This window comes from Tsuneonella rigui (assembly GCF_003958625.1).
Taxonomy (GTDB): Bacteria; Pseudomonadota; Alphaproteobacteria; order Sphingomonadales; family Sphingomonadaceae; genus Tsuneonella; species Tsuneonella rigui.
Map to the genome: position 1 here is coordinate 1 of NZ_RSEL01000014.1, position 14,686 is coordinate 14,686.

Annotated in this window: 24 protein-coding genes; 17 read left to right on the forward strand and 7 right to left on the reverse strand. The window is 66.9% G+C overall.

All coding sequences use genetic code 11. The features are described from left to right. The 4 genes from ELY12_RS06175 to rimP form a co-directional block, all read right to left on the reverse strand. On the reverse strand, window positions 1-167 hold a 167-nt coding region (locus ELY12_RS06175; RefSeq protein ID WP_164549423.1), incomplete at its 3' end, for a translation initiation factor IF-2 associated domain-containing protein. A gap of 22 nt (window positions 168-189) precedes the next feature. Continuing rightward, on the reverse strand, window positions 190-909 hold the full coding sequence (locus tag ELY12_RS06180; protein WP_126175835.1) for a DUF448 domain-containing protein: 720 nt from the start codon (window positions 907-909) through the stop codon (window positions 190-192). Then, window positions 890-2,542 (reverse strand): transcription termination factor NusA, encoded by a 1,653-nt coding sequence (nusA, locus tag ELY12_RS06185; protein ID WP_126175836.1) that lies wholly within the window; start codon window positions 2,540-2,542, stop codon window positions 890-892. Before nusA ends, ELY12_RS06180 begins: the two co-directional genes overlap by 20 nt. 6 nt (window positions 2,543-2,548) lie before the next feature. Then, window positions 2,549-3,127, reverse strand: a complete 579-nt coding sequence (gene rimP / locus ELY12_RS06190; protein WP_126175837.1) for a ribosome maturation protein RimP — start codon at window positions 3,125-3,127, stop codon at window positions 2,549-2,551. 206 nt (window positions 3,128-3,333) lie between these two features. Here rimP and ELY12_RS06195 point away from each other — a divergent pair, with 206 nt between their 5' ends. Then, window positions 3,334-4,662 (forward strand): PepSY-associated TM helix domain-containing protein, encoded by a 1,329-nt coding sequence (locus tag ELY12_RS06195; protein ID WP_126175838.1) that lies wholly within the window; start codon window positions 3,334-3,336, stop codon window positions 4,660-4,662. A 26-nt stretch (window positions 4,663-4,688) separates the two neighbouring features. Here the strand turns inward: ELY12_RS06195 and pspF are convergent, their stop codons facing one another. Beyond that, window positions 4,689-5,714 carry a phage shock protein operon transcriptional activator gene (gene pspF, locus ELY12_RS06200; protein WP_126175839.1) on the reverse strand — a complete coding sequence of 342 codons (1,026 nt, stop codon included), beginning with the start codon at window positions 5,712-5,714 and terminating at the stop codon, window positions 4,689-4,691. A 142-nt stretch (window positions 5,715-5,856) separates the two neighbouring features. Here pspF and ELY12_RS14270 point away from each other — a divergent pair, with 142 nt between their 5' ends. From ELY12_RS14270 to ELY12_RS06240, 10 genes are all read left to right on the forward strand, one after another. Further along, window positions 5,857-6,009, forward strand: coding sequence for a hypothetical protein (locus tag ELY12_RS14270; RefSeq protein ID WP_164549424.1), 153 nt, complete (start codon window positions 5,857-5,859; stop codon window positions 6,007-6,009). Window positions 6,010-6,119: 110 nt separating this feature from the next. Beyond that, the gene (pspA, locus tag ELY12_RS06205; protein WP_126175957.1) at window positions 6,120-6,923 is read left to right on the forward strand and encodes a phage shock protein PspA; all 804 of its coding nucleotides are present in this window, start codon (window positions 6,120-6,122) and stop codon (window positions 6,921-6,923) included. A gap of 3 nt (window positions 6,924-6,926) precedes the next feature. Beyond that, on the forward strand, window positions 6,927-7,223 hold the full coding sequence (pspB, locus tag ELY12_RS06210; protein WP_126175840.1) for an envelope stress response membrane protein PspB: 297 nt from the start codon (window positions 6,927-6,929) through the stop codon (window positions 7,221-7,223). Then, entirely contained in the window at window positions 7,220-7,597 is a 378-nt protein-coding gene (gene pspC / locus ELY12_RS06215; RefSeq protein WP_126175841.1) for an envelope stress response membrane protein PspC, read from the forward strand. Before pspB ends, pspC begins: the two co-directional genes overlap by 4 nt. Window positions 7,598-7,621: 24 nt before the next feature. Beyond that, window positions 7,622-7,936, forward strand: a complete 315-nt coding sequence (locus ELY12_RS06220; RefSeq protein WP_206435781.1) for a hypothetical protein — start codon at window positions 7,622-7,624, stop codon at window positions 7,934-7,936. Then, window positions 7,936-8,274: a hypothetical protein gene (locus ELY12_RS06225; RefSeq protein WP_126175842.1), complete on the forward strand. Its 339-nt coding sequence runs from the start codon at window positions 7,936-7,938 to the stop codon at window positions 8,272-8,274. Before ELY12_RS06220 ends, ELY12_RS06225 begins: the two co-directional genes overlap by 1 nt. Before the next feature lie 8 nt (window positions 8,275-8,282). Beyond that, complete coding sequence (locus ELY12_RS06230; RefSeq protein WP_241229747.1) at window positions 8,283-8,537, forward strand: hypothetical protein; 255 nt, start codon at window positions 8,283-8,285, stop codon at window positions 8,535-8,537. A gap of 34 nt (window positions 8,538-8,571) precedes the next feature. After that, window positions 8,572-8,811: a hypothetical protein gene (locus ELY12_RS06235; protein WP_126175844.1), complete on the forward strand. Its 240-nt coding sequence runs from the start codon at window positions 8,572-8,574 to the stop codon at window positions 8,809-8,811. Continuing rightward, window positions 8,811-8,987 (forward strand): hypothetical protein, encoded by a 177-nt coding sequence (locus tag ELY12_RS14275; RefSeq protein WP_164549425.1) that lies wholly within the window; start codon window positions 8,811-8,813, stop codon window positions 8,985-8,987. Before ELY12_RS06235 ends, ELY12_RS14275 begins: the two co-directional genes overlap by 1 nt. A gap of 32 nt (window positions 8,988-9,019) precedes the next feature. Continuing rightward, the gene (locus ELY12_RS06240) at window positions 9,020-9,430 is read left to right on the forward strand and encodes a SufE family protein (RefSeq protein ID WP_126175845.1); all 411 of its coding nucleotides are present in this window, start codon (window positions 9,020-9,022) and stop codon (window positions 9,428-9,430) included. Here the strand turns inward: ELY12_RS06240 and ELY12_RS06245 are convergent. Together ELY12_RS06245 and ELY12_RS06250 are read right to left on the reverse strand one after the other, a co-directional pair. Continuing rightward, window positions 9,420-9,935, reverse strand: a complete 516-nt coding sequence (locus ELY12_RS06245) for a sterol desaturase family protein (protein WP_126175846.1) — start codon at window positions 9,933-9,935, stop codon at window positions 9,420-9,422. The genes ELY12_RS06240 and ELY12_RS06245 overlap by 11 nt on opposite strands. Before the next feature lie 14 nt (window positions 9,936-9,949). Further along, a complete protein-coding gene (locus ELY12_RS06250; protein ID WP_126175847.1) occupies window positions 9,950-10,348 on the reverse strand; it encodes an acyl-CoA thioesterase in 399 nt (132 codons plus the stop codon). A gap of 168 nt (window positions 10,349-10,516) precedes the next feature. On the opposite strand from ELY12_RS06250, the gene ELY12_RS06255 reads away from it, so the two are divergent. The 6 genes from ELY12_RS06255 to ELY12_RS06280 all read left to right on the forward strand — a co-directional run bounded on the left by ELY12_RS06255 (window position 10,517) and on the right by ELY12_RS06280 (window position 14,684). After that, window positions 10,517-10,894: a hypothetical protein gene (locus ELY12_RS06255; protein ID WP_126175848.1), complete on the forward strand. Its 378-nt coding sequence runs from the start codon at window positions 10,517-10,519 to the stop codon at window positions 10,892-10,894. 70 nt (window positions 10,895-10,964) lie between these two features. Beyond that, on the forward strand, window positions 10,965-12,398 hold the full coding sequence (gene leuC, locus ELY12_RS06260) for a 3-isopropylmalate dehydratase large subunit (RefSeq protein ID WP_126175849.1): 1,434 nt from the start codon (window positions 10,965-10,967) through the stop codon (window positions 12,396-12,398). A gap of 2 nt (window positions 12,399-12,400) precedes the next feature. Further along, entirely contained in the window at window positions 12,401-12,889 is a 489-nt protein-coding gene (locus ELY12_RS06265) for a DNA-deoxyinosine glycosylase (RefSeq protein WP_277600240.1), read from the forward strand. A gap of 39 nt (window positions 12,890-12,928) precedes the next feature. Continuing rightward, window positions 12,929-13,087: an isopropylmalate isomerase gene (locus ELY12_RS06270; RefSeq protein ID WP_126175850.1), complete on the forward strand. Its 159-nt coding sequence runs from the start codon at window positions 12,929-12,931 to the stop codon at window positions 13,085-13,087. Further along, a complete protein-coding gene (leuD, locus tag ELY12_RS06275) occupies window positions 13,087-13,689 on the forward strand; it encodes a 3-isopropylmalate dehydratase small subunit (protein ID WP_126175851.1) in 603 nt (200 codons plus the stop codon). The genes ELY12_RS06270 and leuD overlap by 1 nt, the downstream gene beginning before the upstream one ends. Continuing rightward, window positions 13,686-14,684 carry an NADPH:quinone oxidoreductase family protein gene (locus tag ELY12_RS06280; protein ID WP_126175852.1) on the forward strand — a complete coding sequence of 333 codons (999 nt, stop codon included), beginning with the start codon at window positions 13,686-13,688 and terminating at the stop codon, window positions 14,682-14,684. The genes leuD and ELY12_RS06280 overlap by 4 nt, the downstream gene beginning before the upstream one ends. Window positions 14,685-14,686: the final 2 nt, after the last annotated feature.

Sequence of the window (14,686 nt, forward strand, 5' to 3'; positions counted from 1 at the left end):
GCCGGCGCGGCCTCACCCGGCTTGCCGACCAGGCGGCGACGCTTGACCTCGACCACCACCTTGTTGGTACGGCCGTGGCTGAAGGTCTGCTTGACCTCGCCCGCGTCGACCGAGCGCTTCAGCCCCAGGGGCTTGCGTTCGCGCGGAGTGTCGTTGCTGTCGCTCATAAAACTCGTCTTCGTCCTTCGATCAATCGTCCAGCGCAGCGGGCGATGCCCCGCTGCCAGTCGCAACCGCAGCTTGCGGCCCTGTGAAATGCATCAGGCGCGAGAGCGCGAGAGACACCCGCGCGGCTGCGGCCGGATTGGCCAGCGCCATGTGGACGACGTTGTCGCGGCCCATTGCCACAGACAAAGCCGCCCGGTCCAGTGGCAAGACCACCCCGGTCTCGCCCGATCCTTCCGCCTCGCGGCCGACCCGCCAGGCCTGGTCGAGCTTGCGGTTGCCGTCGTCGCTGGCGTCGGATGCGTGGAGCAGCAGCTCCACCGCCCCGCCGCGCGCATGCTCGGCGATCCGCTCGCTCCCCAAGATAAGGTGCCCCGCGCGCATTTCGAGGCCGAGCCGGTCGAGCAGCGCGCGGGTGAGCCCGTCCTCGATGCGCTGCGGCAGATCCTCAGGGATCGTCAGCGCCGCGCCTTTGAAGGCGCGCGCGAGCGCGCCCTTGAGCTTGCCTTTCGCCAGCGCGGTTTCCAGCTCGGCGCGCGAGACTCCGAGCCACGCACCGCGGCCGGGAGCCTTGGCGTGGATATCGGGCAGCACCAGTCCGTCGGGCGAAATCGCCAGCCGCACGAGCTCACCACGCGCGCCATGCTCCCCCGAGAGGATGCATTTGCGCTCCGGCTCGGACTTCCGGGCCGGACGCGCTTCAGCGATGTCGGAGCTTACGCGCTCATTGTTCGGAGTCCGCATTCACGGCCTCCTCGGTCGAGGCATCCGCCTCGTCTTCGAACCAGTGCGCGCGGGCGGCCATGATGATCTCGTTGCCCTGCTCTTCGGTCAGGCCGTACTCGCCCAGCACGCCGCCCTTGTCCTCGGGCCGCGCCTTGACCTGGTCGGCGCGCAGGCGCGGGCCTTCGGTCGGGGCGGTCTGGCGGCGGCGCGGGGCCTCGCGCTTCTTGGCGATCAGCTCGTCGGTCGCGAGATCGGCGAGATCGTCGAGCGTCTTGATGCCGCCCTTGCCGAGCGTGACCAGCATCGCTTCGGTGAGGTGCGGGATCTCCGCCAGCGCGTCCTCGACGCCCAGCGCGCGACGTTCCTCGCGGTAGGCGGCGTCGCGGCGCTCGAGCGCTTCGATCGCGCGGCTCTGCAGCTCTTCGGCCAGCTCCTCGTCGAAACCTTCGATAGTCGCGAGCTCGGACAAGTCGACGTAAGCGACCTCCTCCAGCTCGGCGAAGCCCTCGGCGACCAGCAGCTGCGACAGCGTCTCGTCGACGTCGAGCTCTTCCTCGAAAGTCTTCGAGCGTTCGGCGAATTCCTTGGTCCGCTTCTCGCTCGCCTCTTCCTCGGTCATGATATCGATCTGGTGGCCGGTGAGCTGGCTCGCCAGGCGCACGTTCTGGCCCCGGCGGCCGATCGCGAGGCTGAGCTGGTCGTCGGGCACCACCACCTCGATCCGGCCGTCGTCCTCATCGAGCACGACGCGGCTGACGGTGGCGGGCTGGAGCGCATTGACCACGAAGGTCGCGGTGTCCTCGCTCCACGGGATGATGTCGATCTTCTCGCCCTGCAGCTCCTGCACGACGGCCTGCACGCGGCTGCCCTTCATGCCGACGCACGCGCCGACCGGGTCGATGCTGCTGTCGCGGCTGATCACGCCGATCTTGGCGCGGCTGCCCGGATCGCGGGCGGCGGCCTGGATGGTGATCACGCCGTCGTAGATTTCGGGCACTTCCTGCGCGAACAGCTTCTTCATGAACTCGGGGTGCGCGCGGCTGAGGAAGATCTGCGGACCGCGGTTGTTGCGCTCCACCTTGGTGATCAGCGCGCGGACACGCTCGCCGACACGCGCGGCCTCGCGCGGGATCTGCTGGTCGCGGCGGATGACGCCCTCGGCGCGGCCGAGGTTGACGATCACGTGGCCGAACTCGACCGACTTGATCACGCCGGTGATGATCTCGCCCGCGCGGTCCTGGAACTCCTCGAACTGGCGCTCGCGCTCCGCATCGCGGACCTTCTGGAAGATCACCTGCTTGGCGCTCTGCGCGTCGATGCGGCCGAGGTCGACCGGCGGCAGCGGATCGACGATGAAATCGCCCAGCTTGGCATCGGCCTGCAGCTTGGCAGCCTGCTCCAGGCTGACCTGCTTGAAGTAGTCCTCGACCTCCTCGACCACTTCGACGACGCGCCACAGGCGCAGGTCGCCGGTCATCGGGTCGAGCTTGGCGCGAATGTCGTTCTCGTTACCATAGCGGGCGCGGGCCGCCTTCTGGATCGCCTCTTCCATCGCCTCGATGACGATCGACTTGTCGATCATCTTCTCGGTGGCGACCGAGTTCGCGATCGCGAGCAGCTCTGCCCGGTTGGCGGAAATGGAGGTGGCCATCTGGTCTTACTCTTCCTCTGTTTCGAGAATTTCGTCGGCACCCCCCAGCACTTCTTCTTCAGCGCCAGTAGTGTCGATGGGTTTGGTCGCGGCGATCAGCGCGTCGGTGAGGACGAGCTGGGCCGTGTGGATCTGGTCCCGCGGGATGGTGACCTCGCCCGCCTTGCGGTCGGCGATGGTGACCCGGTCGCCATCGATGCCCTTGAGGTCGCCCTTGAGCACGCGCTGGCCGTCCCAGCCCTTGTCCATGACGATCCGCGCCTCGTGCCCCGCCCAGTCGGCGAAGTCCCTGGCGCGGGTCAGCGGCCGGTCGATCCCGGGACTGCTCACTTCGAGGTGATAGGCGCCGTCGATCAGCACTTCGCCCGCTTCCTCGCGCGCGTCGATCGCGTCGCTGACCCGGCGCGAGAGCGCGGCGCACTGGTCGATGATCAGCTGCCCGGTGGCGGGATCCTCCGCCATGATCTGCAGCGCCTCGCCGCCGTCGCCGGCTTCCGACTGCATCATCTTGACCCGCACGAGCTCAAGCCCGAGCGCCTGCGCTTCGGGTTCGATCAGTTGGGTCAGGCGCGCGATATCGGCCAACGGGGTCTTTCGGTCGATGCAAGCGGGTTTGGTGCCGGCCCCTTGCGGCGCCAGCCCCTCAGTCTTGCGATGTGGGATTGCCGGCCAGATAGGCGGCGAAGTCAAACATTGCAATCGGAAAGAGGCCGCCTGCCCGATTGCGTTTTGCTGCTGACGGGCGCGGCGCGCACGCCTAATGCGCGGCGACCGAACCCCCGGGACCCTTCATGTCACGCGACGACCGAACCTACCGCGCCCTGTGGCGCTGGCATTTCTGCGCCGGGCTGTTCGTCCTGCCGTTCATCATGGTTCTGTCGATCACCGGCTCGATCTACCTGTTCAAGCCGCAGATCGATCGATGGGAGGAGCGGGCGTTCGTCGATCTCGGCAGCGCGAACGCGGTTTCGGCGGACGCCCAGCTCGCCGCCGCGGCGGCGCGCAATCCAGGCTTGCGCTTCAACGGCTATCGCCTTCCCCGCCCCGAGGGCGATGCGGCGATGATCGCGTTCGCCATGCCGAACGGCGACGAGCGGCAGGTGTTCGTCTCGCCGCAGGGCAAGGTGCTCGGCGCCCTCGACCGGAACGAGCGGATTTCCGAAACCGTCGCGCGCATTCACGGCACCCTGCTACTCGGCGAATGGGGAGATCGGCTGGTCGAGTTGGCCGCGAGCTGGACGATCGTGATGATCCTGACCGGGCTCTATATGTGGTGGCCGCGTCCGCTGCGCGCGGCGGGGACGCTGTGGCCGCGGCTGCACTTGCGGGGGCGCCCGCTGCTCAAGGATCTGCACCGCGTCGCCGGGTTCTGGATCGCCGGCCTCGTGCTGGTGATGCTGGCGAGCGGCCTCCCGTGGGCGGGTGCCTGGGGCAGCGCGTTCAAATGGGCGCGCGAGGAGCTGCACCTGATCGATGGGCCGCAGGACTGGACGATCGGGGTCGACGGCGGCCATGCCGGGCACCACGGGGCGATGCCCATGGCCCAGCCGCCTCACCCCGCACCGGCGCCCGGGATTCCGCTGGCCGCTTTCGTCGAGCGCGCGGCGGCCGAGCATATGGCGTTTCCCGTCACGGTGATCCCGCCGCACGGCACCGGGCGATTCGGTCCGCCCACCGGCAACGTCTGGACTGCCAAGTCGGACCCGCAGAACCGCCCTCTCGGACGGCAGGTGACGTTCGATCCGGTCACCGGCGGCGAAGTCGGCAGGAAGGGCTTTGCCGACCAGCACGTGATCGACCGGATCGTGAATACCGGGGTCGCCTGGCACGAAGGTCAGCTGTTTGGTTGGGCGAACCAGCTTATCGGCGTGCTGACCGCGCTGACACTCATCGGCATCAGCCTCGCCGGCGTATGGATGTGGCTGAAGCGGCGTCCCCAAGGCGCCTGGGGAGCGCCTGTTCGGACGGGTCGAGCGCTTCCCCGGTGGACCATGGCGGCCGCGGTCGCCCTGGCATTGCTCCTGCCTCTGTTCGGTTTGTCACTCCTTCTGGTGGTCGCGGTAGAAAGCCTTGTCCGTCTCAGAGGTCGGCATGAGGTTTCACCGCAACTGACGTCCTGAGGAGCCCCCTTACTAGCCTTCTGGCGTCACTCGCTTTCGCCGAGCCCGTGCTTCTTGATGCAATGGCGCAGCTGGTCGTAGGACAATCCCAACGCCTTCGCCGTCTGGCGCTGGTTCCAACGGTTGCGGCCCAGCGCGTGCTCGACGATCGCGCGTTCATGCGCCTCGACCGCTGCGCGCAAATCGCCGATCTGGTCGTAGTCGGGTGCCGTCGGAGCGGCTTCGGAAGCAGGTTGAACCTTTTGTGCGCCGGGCTGAGGCGCCGCTGCAGCAGGTTTCCACGGGCTTTCGAACGGGTCGAACACCACGTGACCGATCGCGCTCTTGGAATCGCCCCAGCGGTAAACCGCGCGCTCGATCACGTTCCTGAGCTCGCGTACATTGCCCGGCCACGGGTGATTTTCGAGCCGCTCGCGGACGTGGTCGGCGAACCCGGGCCACTCCTCCCAGCGCAATTCGCTGGCCATGCGGCGGCCGAAAAACTCCGCCAGAACAACGATATCGCCCTCGCGCACCCGCAGCGGCGGCAGGGTGATGACCTCGAAACTGAGCCGGTCGAGCAGGTCGGCGCGGAAGGTCCCCCGCTCCGCCAGCGTCGGCAAATCCTCATTGGTCGCGGCGACGATCCGCACGTCCACCTTGATCGGCCGGTTGGAGCCAATCCGCGCGACCTCGCCATACTCCACCGCCCGCAGCAGCCGTTCCTGCGCCTGCATGCTAAGTGTCGCTAATTCATCGAGAAATAGCGTCCCGCGATCCGCTTCCTCGAACCGCCCCGCACGCGATCGGGTGGCGCCGGTGAAGGCGCCCGCCTCGTGACCGAACAACTCGGCCTCGATCAGCGTTTCGGGTAGCGCCGCGCAGTTCATCGTCACCAGCGGTTCGTCCCACCGGCTCGACAGGCGATGGAGGCGCTCGGCGATCAGTTCCTTGCCCGTGCCGCGCTCGCCCACCACGAGGACCGGACGGTTCATGATCGCGGCCGAACTCGCGCGCTCGACTGCGTCGAGAAACGCGCCCGATTGGCCGATAAACTGGCTTTCCCGCTCCACACCCAACCTATAGCGGATTTTCCCATTTGTCGGCAAACGAAACCATCATGCTGTTCGTCGAAAACCCTCCGCTATCCGTAAATGCAAATTGGCACGTCCCTTGCTGATAGGTGAACATCGTATCACTGGGAGCACCCCGACAATGTTCGACCGCCGTTTCCTGCAGACCCGCCTTGGCCAAGCCGCGACCGCCAGTGTCGCCGCGATGGCCCTGTTCGTGGCGCTCAGCAGCCAGCTTCAGGCGACTCCCGCCTACGCGGCGGTCCCCGTCTTCCACGCGGTGGAGCTGGCGTGAACAAGCCGACCTCCGACGATCCGTTCGACCCCCTAGGGCCGGAGCGCGATATCCCGTCTCGCGGATACCAGTCCCACCGCGACGACAGCGCTCCGGCCCGTCCTTCCCGGATGAGCCGGATCGAAGAGGAAGTCGAACGCCTGCGCCGCAGCCCTACCCCCACCCAGTCCCCGTCCTCACAGCGGGACATCGCCAATTACGGAGTCGCCTTCATGGGTATCTTCAGCCGCACCCGGGACATCATCGCGGCCAACTTCAACGACATGCTCGACAAGGCCGATGACCCGACCAAGATGATCCGCATGATCATCCTCGAGATGGAGGAGACCTTGGTCGAAGTGCGCGCGAGCGCAGCGCGCACGATCGCCGACCAGAAGGAAATGCACCGCCACACCATCAAGCTCGAGCGGCTGCAAGCCGATTGGGCGGAGAAGGCGCAGCTCGCGCTGAGCAAGGACCGCGAGGACCTCGCCCGTGCCGCGCTGATGGAGAAGAAGAAGGCCGGCGACATGGCCGACCAGCTCAAGACCGAGATCGCCGTGCTCGACGATGCCCTGCGCGCGTACGAGCAGGACATCGAGAAACTGCAGGTCCGCCTGCGCGAAGCGCGCAGCCGCCAGACGGCGATCGCCGCTCGTCTCGAAAGCGCGGAGAACCGCGTCAAGCTGCGCAGCCTGATGACCAACGAGCGGGTGGACGACGCCCTCTCGCGGTTCGACCAGCTCGAACGCCGGGTCGATTACGCCGAAGGCCGCGCCGACGCGCTGTCGATCGCCGACGGCACTGGCAAGCCGAGCCTGTCGGACGAAATCGCCGCGCTCGCGGGCCAGGACCAGATCGACGACGAACTTGCAGAAATGAAGCGCGCGCTCGGGATGACCGACGACGAGCAAGACCAGGGTAAGGAGGCCTAATTCGTGGAGGACGTAGTTCCCGTACTCGCAGTGCTGCTGGGGTTGCCCTGGATCATCATGCACTACATCACCAAGTGGAAGACCGCGGCGACCATCACCACCGACGACGAAGCCTTGCTGGAGGAGCTGTACAGCCTCGCCAAGCGGCTCGACGAGCGGATGGACACCGTCGAGCGGCTGGTCGCCAGCGACAATCCCGAATTCAAGCCCGCCCGGCTGATCGCCGACCGCGAGGAAGACAACGCGCCGCTGCGCGAGCTCGACCGCCTGCTCGCCGGGAAAAAGGGAGTCCGCTCGTGAATAGCCCCCGCACCACGCTTTACCGCGACAAGCACAATGCCAAGCTGATGGGCGTCTGCGCGGGGATCGCCGACTACACGGGCGTCAATGTCCTGTGGGTGCGGCTGGCGTTCCTGCTGCTGCTGGTGACGGTCGCCCCGATCCTGCTGCCCGGGTACTTCATCGCCGGCATGTTGCTGAACAAGAAGCCGCCCCACCTGTACGTCGATGCCGACGAGCAGCGGTACTGGCAGCGCGTGCGGCAGAGCCCGAAGCGCACGGCGCGCGAGATCCGCGGCAAGTTCCGCGACATCGACCGCCGCCTGGCCGAAGTCGAGACTTACTACGTCACCAGCAATCCGCGCCTGTCGGCCGAAATCGAACGGCTGCGCTGAGCGGCTTCCGAGGGAGAATATCGAATGGCAGATTTGACGGGACTGGTGGCGGTGATGGCGCCTTTCCTGATGGTGTTCGGCATCGTCTGGGTGAGGTCGCGCAGCAAGCTCGAAGAAAAGCGTCTCGCAGCTACGGCCGAGCGGAGCGCGGAAAAGGCAGCACAGTACGCCGCCTCGAACCAGGAGCTCGAAGACCGCATCCGTGTGCTTGAACGCATCGTCACCGATCGCGGCTACGACGTCGCTACTCAAATCGAGGCGCTGCGCGATCAGCGCCGAGTCGACGAAATGGATAGCGGAGTGTCGCTCGACAGCCTGCGCACCAAGGAGCGCATCTGATGGAGCCTAGCGATCTGGTACCCTACCTGGGATTCCTCATCGGCGGAGGATTCATCCTCGGCATGGCCGGGATCCTGGCCTCGGTTCACAACACCCGCCTGAGGATCAAGAATGGCTACCCGCTGCAAGGGACTTGGGGCCAATCGCTCAAGCCCTCGACCGACAAGGACGCCGTCGCCCGTGTGACCCTGCTGACGCAGGAGAACGCGCAGCTCAAGGCCGAGATCGGCGCGATGCGCGAGCGGCTGGAGACGGTCGAACGGATCGTCACCGACGGCGGCTACCGCCTGACGCACGAGATCGAGCGCCTGCGCGACAAGAAGGAGAACGTGCAGTGAGTGGATGGATGATCGTCGCGATCGTCGCGATCGTGATGTCCGGGCTGGTGCGGATCTTCCGCGGGCACCCGCCCCTGCCCCGGGGCGACTCACTGATGACGCCGCCCGCCGACGACGGCGAGAAGGCCGCGATGCGCCACGAGATCGAGCATCTGCACGAGCGCATCCGCGTGCTCGAGCGCATCGCCACCGACGCCAACACCACGCAGGCTCTCGAAACGCGGCGCGTCGCCGACGAGATCGAAGCCCTGCGGGACCGCTGACCGGGCACACGAGACGCCAGGAGGATTTGAGGACATGAGCGAACAGATCGTCATTGCCGCCACCTCGCTCACGGCCATCGCCATCGTCGCCTTCGCGATGCTGCGCGGCTGGCAAGGCTGGCTCACCCTGAAGGAGCACGAGCTGGAGCAGACGCCCGGACGCCTGCGCGAGCCCGACACCGGCAGCGCGCTCGGTGCCGCGCGGATCGAGCTCAGCGATCTCAAGGAGCGCATCCGCAAGCTGGAAGCGATCGCCAGCGGGGTTGACCTCTGATGGCGGTAGTACGCGCCGACGTGACCAAGGCCGGCATCGGCCTCGGCAGCGCCCTCGCCGTCGCCATTAGCTGGAGTCTGCACAAGTCCATCCTCTGGGCCACGATCCAAGGATTCTTCGGCTGGTTCTACGTGCTGTATTACGCGCTGACCCGGCCGGGTGGTCTCGCGGGCTAGGAGCCGCGCCTTCGCTCGGCTAGGGGCGCGCGATGCGCTCTCTCGCCGACATCGCCGAGGAATACGATTTCCTCGACTCCGACGACCGCTATCGCCTGCTGATCGAGCTCGGCCGCGCGCTCGAACCGATGCCGGACGCGCTCAAGACCGACGCCACCCTGGTGCGCGGCTGCTCCGCCAGCGTGTGGGTCTATCCCACCGGTGATGCAGCGCGCTTGCATTTCCTCGCCGACAGTAACGCCGCGATCACCAAGGGCGTGGTCGCGCTCGTGATCGCCGCGGTGCAGGACCAGCCCGCAGCCGAGATCGCCGCGATGGATATCGAGGCCGCGCTCGCCCCGTTCGACCTCAAGCACCAATTGAGCTCCAACCGCACGCAGGGCGTCCCCAACATGATTGCGCTCGTCAAGGCGCACGCGGCGCGGCTGGCAGCTAGCGAATAGCTTCGCGCACCACGGCGATCCCCGCTTCGCGCTGCCGCCTGAGCTCGGCCTTCAGCCGCGCCGGATCGCGGGCGAAGACGAAACCGAAGCTCACTCCGCCCTCCTTGCCGATGGTCGCATGATGCAGCTTGTGCGCCTGGACCAGCCGCTTGGCGTAGCCGCGCTTGGGCACCCAGCGGAACCAGCGCTGGTGGACGAGGCCGTCGTGCACAGCCGTGTAGATCACGCCATAAAACAGTACGCCGAGCCCGATCCAGGTCCCCGGCCACCACGCGTCGCCACCCATGATCAGGGGGCTGCCGATCGCGAACATCCCGATGCTAAGCGCCGCGCCAACGAGGGCGAAGCGATCATTCTTCTCGAGGAACCCGTCATGCGGCTCGTGGTGATCGCGGTGCCAGGCCCAGCCGAAGCCGTGCATGACATACTTGTGGCTCGCCCCCGCGATGCCTTCCATTGCCAGCACGGTGGCGAGCACGATCAGGATTGGTAGGAGCGCGGCCATGCGGCCAATATAGGTCAGTCGGCGGGAAAGAAGAACCGGCTGATCTCGTCGCCGATACGCGCGGGACGCAGGGTGCCGGCGTCGACGCAGCACCAGCTGGAGCGGACCTCGGCCAGCACTTCCTCGCCGCGCTCGATCACCGTATGGTAAAAGGCGCGGGCGCCGTGGATTTTCTCCAGCACTGTGCGGGCGATCACATCGTCGTCGAGGAACGCCGGGCGGCGGTAGGTAATCTCGTGCTTGAGCGCGACCCACAGCCGCTCCGCCACCGCCTCGGCGGGCGCGAGCTTGTTCCAGTGCGCCAGTACCGCGTCCTGCACCCAGCCGAGGTATCGCGCGTTGTTCACGTGCCCCATGAAATCGATGTCGCCCGGAACGATGCGAATCGGGAAATGGAAGGGCGTTGCTGACATGGGTGTAAGCTAAGCACGACGGGCTTACGAATCCATGACAATCTGCCGCGACATTTCGTTACACAATCGCGGCAATCCGCGACCGATCGTATTTCTGCCGTTCATTTTCGCAGGCCTAATTCTGAATGCGACGGGAAAAGTCCCGCCGTTCAATGAAGGACACCGAAGATGACCAATGCCAAAAAGATCGTCGCCTCGGCCCTCGCCGCTTCGCTGGCGCTGGGCATCGCCGTTCCGGCCTCGGCCGCCGGCTACAATGCGGGTGCACTGCGCTCGGAGATCGCCCAGCTCGACAATCAGATCGACCGCGCCGAAGCGCGCCGGACCATTTCGCACCGCGAAGCGCAGCAGCTCGATCGCCAGGTCGACCGCCTGCAGAACACCTTCCGCGCCTATGCCCGCGGCGGCTTCACCCGGTACGAATTGGCGAGCCTCAACAACGGCATCGCGCAGGTCCGTAACCAGCTGAGGAGCCAGCGTTGGGACGGCAACAACCGCGCCGATGCGGGCCGTTACAATCGCTACGACAATGTGCGTCACCGCTAAACACGCGCCCTAAGCGCGGGCAAGATTTCCCATCTTGTCGCCTCGGGGGCGGCGGGCCTAGCCAACCGGCATGGCCAGCCGCCCCCGCACTTTGTACGAGAAAATCTGGGACGCGCACGTCGTCGAGACCCGCGATGACGGCACCGCCCTCCTCTACATCGACCGCCACCTCGTCCACGAAGTGACCAGCCCGCAGGCGTTCGAAGGCCTGCGCGCCGCGGGCCGCCCGGTGCGCCGTCCCGACCTGACCCTGGCAGTCCCGGACCACAACCTCCCCACCACCGCGCGCCTCGATACCGAGGGCAATCGCCTGCCGATCGCCGATGCCGAAAGCGCCGCACAGCTGGCAGCGCTGGAGCGCAACACCGCCGAGTTTGGCATCGCCTACATCGGCGCGACCGACGCGGCGCAGGGCATCGTCCACGTGGTCGGCCCCGAGCAGGGCTTCTCGCTCCCCGGCACCACGATCGTCTGTGGCGACAGCCACACGGCCTCGCACGGCGGCGTCGGCGCGCTGGCATTCGGAATCGGCACCAGCGAGGTCGAGCACGTGCTCGCCACCCAGACGCTGCTGCTGCGCAAGTCGAAGTCGATGGAAGTGCGCGTCGAAGGCCAGCTCGGCCCGGGTGTGACGCCCAAGGACCTGATCCTCCACATCATCGGCGTGATCGGCACCGCCGGCGGCACCGGGCACGTGATCGAATACCGCGGCGCGGTGTTCGAGGACATGAGCGTCGAGGGCCGTCTCACCGTCTGCAACATGAGCATCGAAGGCGGCGCGCGCGCCGGCCTGATCGCGCCCGACGAGACCGTGTTCGCTTACCTCAAGGACCGCCCGCTGGCGCCCGAGGGCGAGGCGTGGGACCGCGCAACCCAATGGTGGCGCTCGCTCGCCACCGACGCCGGCGCCGTGTTCGACAAATCGGTGACGATCGACGCCGCCGCCGTCCAGCCGACCGTCACCTGGGGCACCAGCCCGGAAGACGTTGCCCCCATCGGCGACAAGGTGCCGCTGCCCGACAGCTTCGCCGATCCCTCGAAGCAGGAAGCGGCGCGCAAGAGCCTCGCCTACATGGGGCTCGAGCCGGGCCAAAAGCTGTCCGAGGTAGCGATCGAGAATGTCTTCATCGGCAGCTGCACCAACAGCCGGATCGAGGACCTGCGCGCCGCCGCCGACGTGCTGCGCGGGCGGCACAAGGCGGCGGGCGTCAAGTGGGCGATCGTCGTGCCGGGCTCGGGCCTGGTGAAGGCGCAGGCCGAGGCCGAGGGGCTCGACAAGGTGTTCATCGACGCCGGCCTCGAATGGCGCGAGCCGGGTTGTTCGGCGTGCCTCGCGATGAACCCGGACAAGGTGCCCGCCGGAGAGCGCTGCGCCTCTACCAGCAACCGCAACTTCGTCGGCCGCCAAGGCCCGGGCGCGCGCACGCATCTGGTTTCGCCGGCGATGGCCGCGGCAGCGGCGGTGACGGGCAAGCTCACCGATGTCCGAGAGCTCATCGGCTGACGCTGCGCAAGTCCGCCTTCCCTCCTGTCGCCGCGCCCGATGCGCGCGTGCTCATTCTCGGCAGCCTGCCGGGCGAAGTCTCGCTCGCTGAGCAGCGCTATTACGCGCATCCACAGAACCTGTTCTGGCGGCTGGTCGGCAACGCGGTCGGTCAGGACTTGTCGTCGCTGGACTATGATAGACGGCTCGCCGCTCTCCTCGCCGCAAAGATCGCTCTGTGGGATACGGTTGCCTCAGCGACCCGAACTGGCAGTCTCGACGCTGCGATCCGTCGGGCGGAGCATGCACCTCTCGCCGACCTGGTCGCCACCCTCCCCGAGCTGCGGGCGGTTGCGTTCAACGGCCGCAAGAGCGCGGCGATCGGACGGCCGCAGCTCGAAGGCAGCGGCCTCGCGCTGATCGACCTGCCATCTTCCTCTCCCGCCTACGCGGCGATGCCGCTGGTTGAGAAAGAGCGGCTTTGGGCGCGTCTAGCCGATTTCTTGGACTGACCCCTTGCGCGTGCCGGATGCGGCCAGCATGGTCGTGCCATGACCAACAAGTTATCCGGCAAAGCCATCGCTGCAGGTGCGGCCATCGGTTCCGCCGCCGTCGCCGCTGCGCTGCTCTACGCGAGCAAGCGCAAGGACAAGAAAGAAGCCGACAAGAAGCCCACGATCCCGTCGGGCGAGCCGCCGGAAACCGACTGATGGTGCCGCTGCGCGAGGTCGAGGGCCGGGCGATCCCGTTCGGCGCTAAGAACGTCGATACCGACGTCATCATCCCCGCGCACTGGCTCAAGACGGTGACCCGCGAAGGCCTCGGCCGCGGCGCATTCGAGACGGTGCGGGCCGAGCCCGGCAACGTGTTCGACGATCCCGAATTCGCCAGCGCGCCAATTCTGATTGCGGGCGACAATTTCGGCTGCGGTTCGAGCCGCGAGCACGCCGCCTGGGCCCTCGGCGACATGGGCGTGAAGGCGGTTATCGCGCCGAGTTTCTCCGACATCTTCGCCGGCAACGCGTTCAAGAACGGCATCCTCGCGGTGGTTCTGCCACAAGAGCAGGTCGATCGCCTGCTCGAGGTCGCACGGACCGATCCGATCTCCGTCGACCTCGAGCACCAAGTCGTCACCACGCCTTTTCAGGACCGCTTCGCGTTCGAGCTCGACCCGTTCCGCAAGGCCTGTCTGATGGACGGGCTCGACGAGATCGGCCTGACGCTCGCGCGCGATACCGCGATCAACGAATACGAACGAAGGCAGGCCCGCGACATGCCGTGGCTCGCCCATGGAACGGAGAAGGCAGCTTGAAGGCATTACGCACCCACGCCACCGGCGGACCCGAGACACTGACCCTCGACGAGATCGACGATCCTGTCGCCGGGCCGGGCCAGATCGTGGTCGCGGTGAAGGCTTGCGCGATCAACTTCCCCGACGCGCTGATCATCCGCGACATGTACCAGTTCAAGCCCGAGCGGCCATTCGCGCCCGGGGGCGAGATCGCCGGGGTGGTGGAATCGGTCGGCGACGGTGTGACCCAGTTCAAGCCCGGCGACCGCGTGTTCGGCGGGATCGGCAACGGCGGCCTGGTCGAGAAGATCGCGGTCGATGCCAAGCGCATGTTCCCGGTCCCCGAAGGCGTGCCGCTGGAAAAAGCCGCGTCGCTGATGATGACTTACGGCACCACCATCCACGGCCTCAAGGACCGCGGCCACATCAAACCGGGCGACGTCATGCTGGTGCTTGGCGCCGCGGGCGGCGTGGGTCTGTCGGCGGTCGAGCTCGGCAAGGCATTTGGCGCCAGGGTCATTGCGGCCGTCTCGAGCGAGGAAAAGGGCGAAGTCGCGCGGCGCGCGGGGGCGGATGACGTGGTCGTCTATCCCAAGGACGCGATGGACAAGGACGCGTCGAAGGACTTGGCCAACAAGTTCAAGGCCGCGTGCGGGCCCGAGGGCGCGAACATCGTCTACGACATCGTCGGCGGCCAGTATTCGGAGCCGGCGCTGCGCGCGATCGCTTGGGAGGGCAAGTTCCTGGTGGTCGGCTTCCCCGCGGGCATCGCCAAGATGCCGCTCAATCTGACCCTGCTCAAGAGCTGCGACATCTGCGGCGTGTTCTGGGGCGCCTTCACCGCGCGCGAGCCGGAGAAGTTCCGCGCCCAGGCGGCCGAGCTGTTCGACCTGCTCAAGGCTGGCAAGATCGATCCGCTGATTTCCGAGACGTTTCCGCTCGAACGCGGCGGGGAGGCGATCGCCAAGCTGGAAAATCGCGAGGCCGTCGGCAAGCTCGTGGTGACGATGGAGTGATG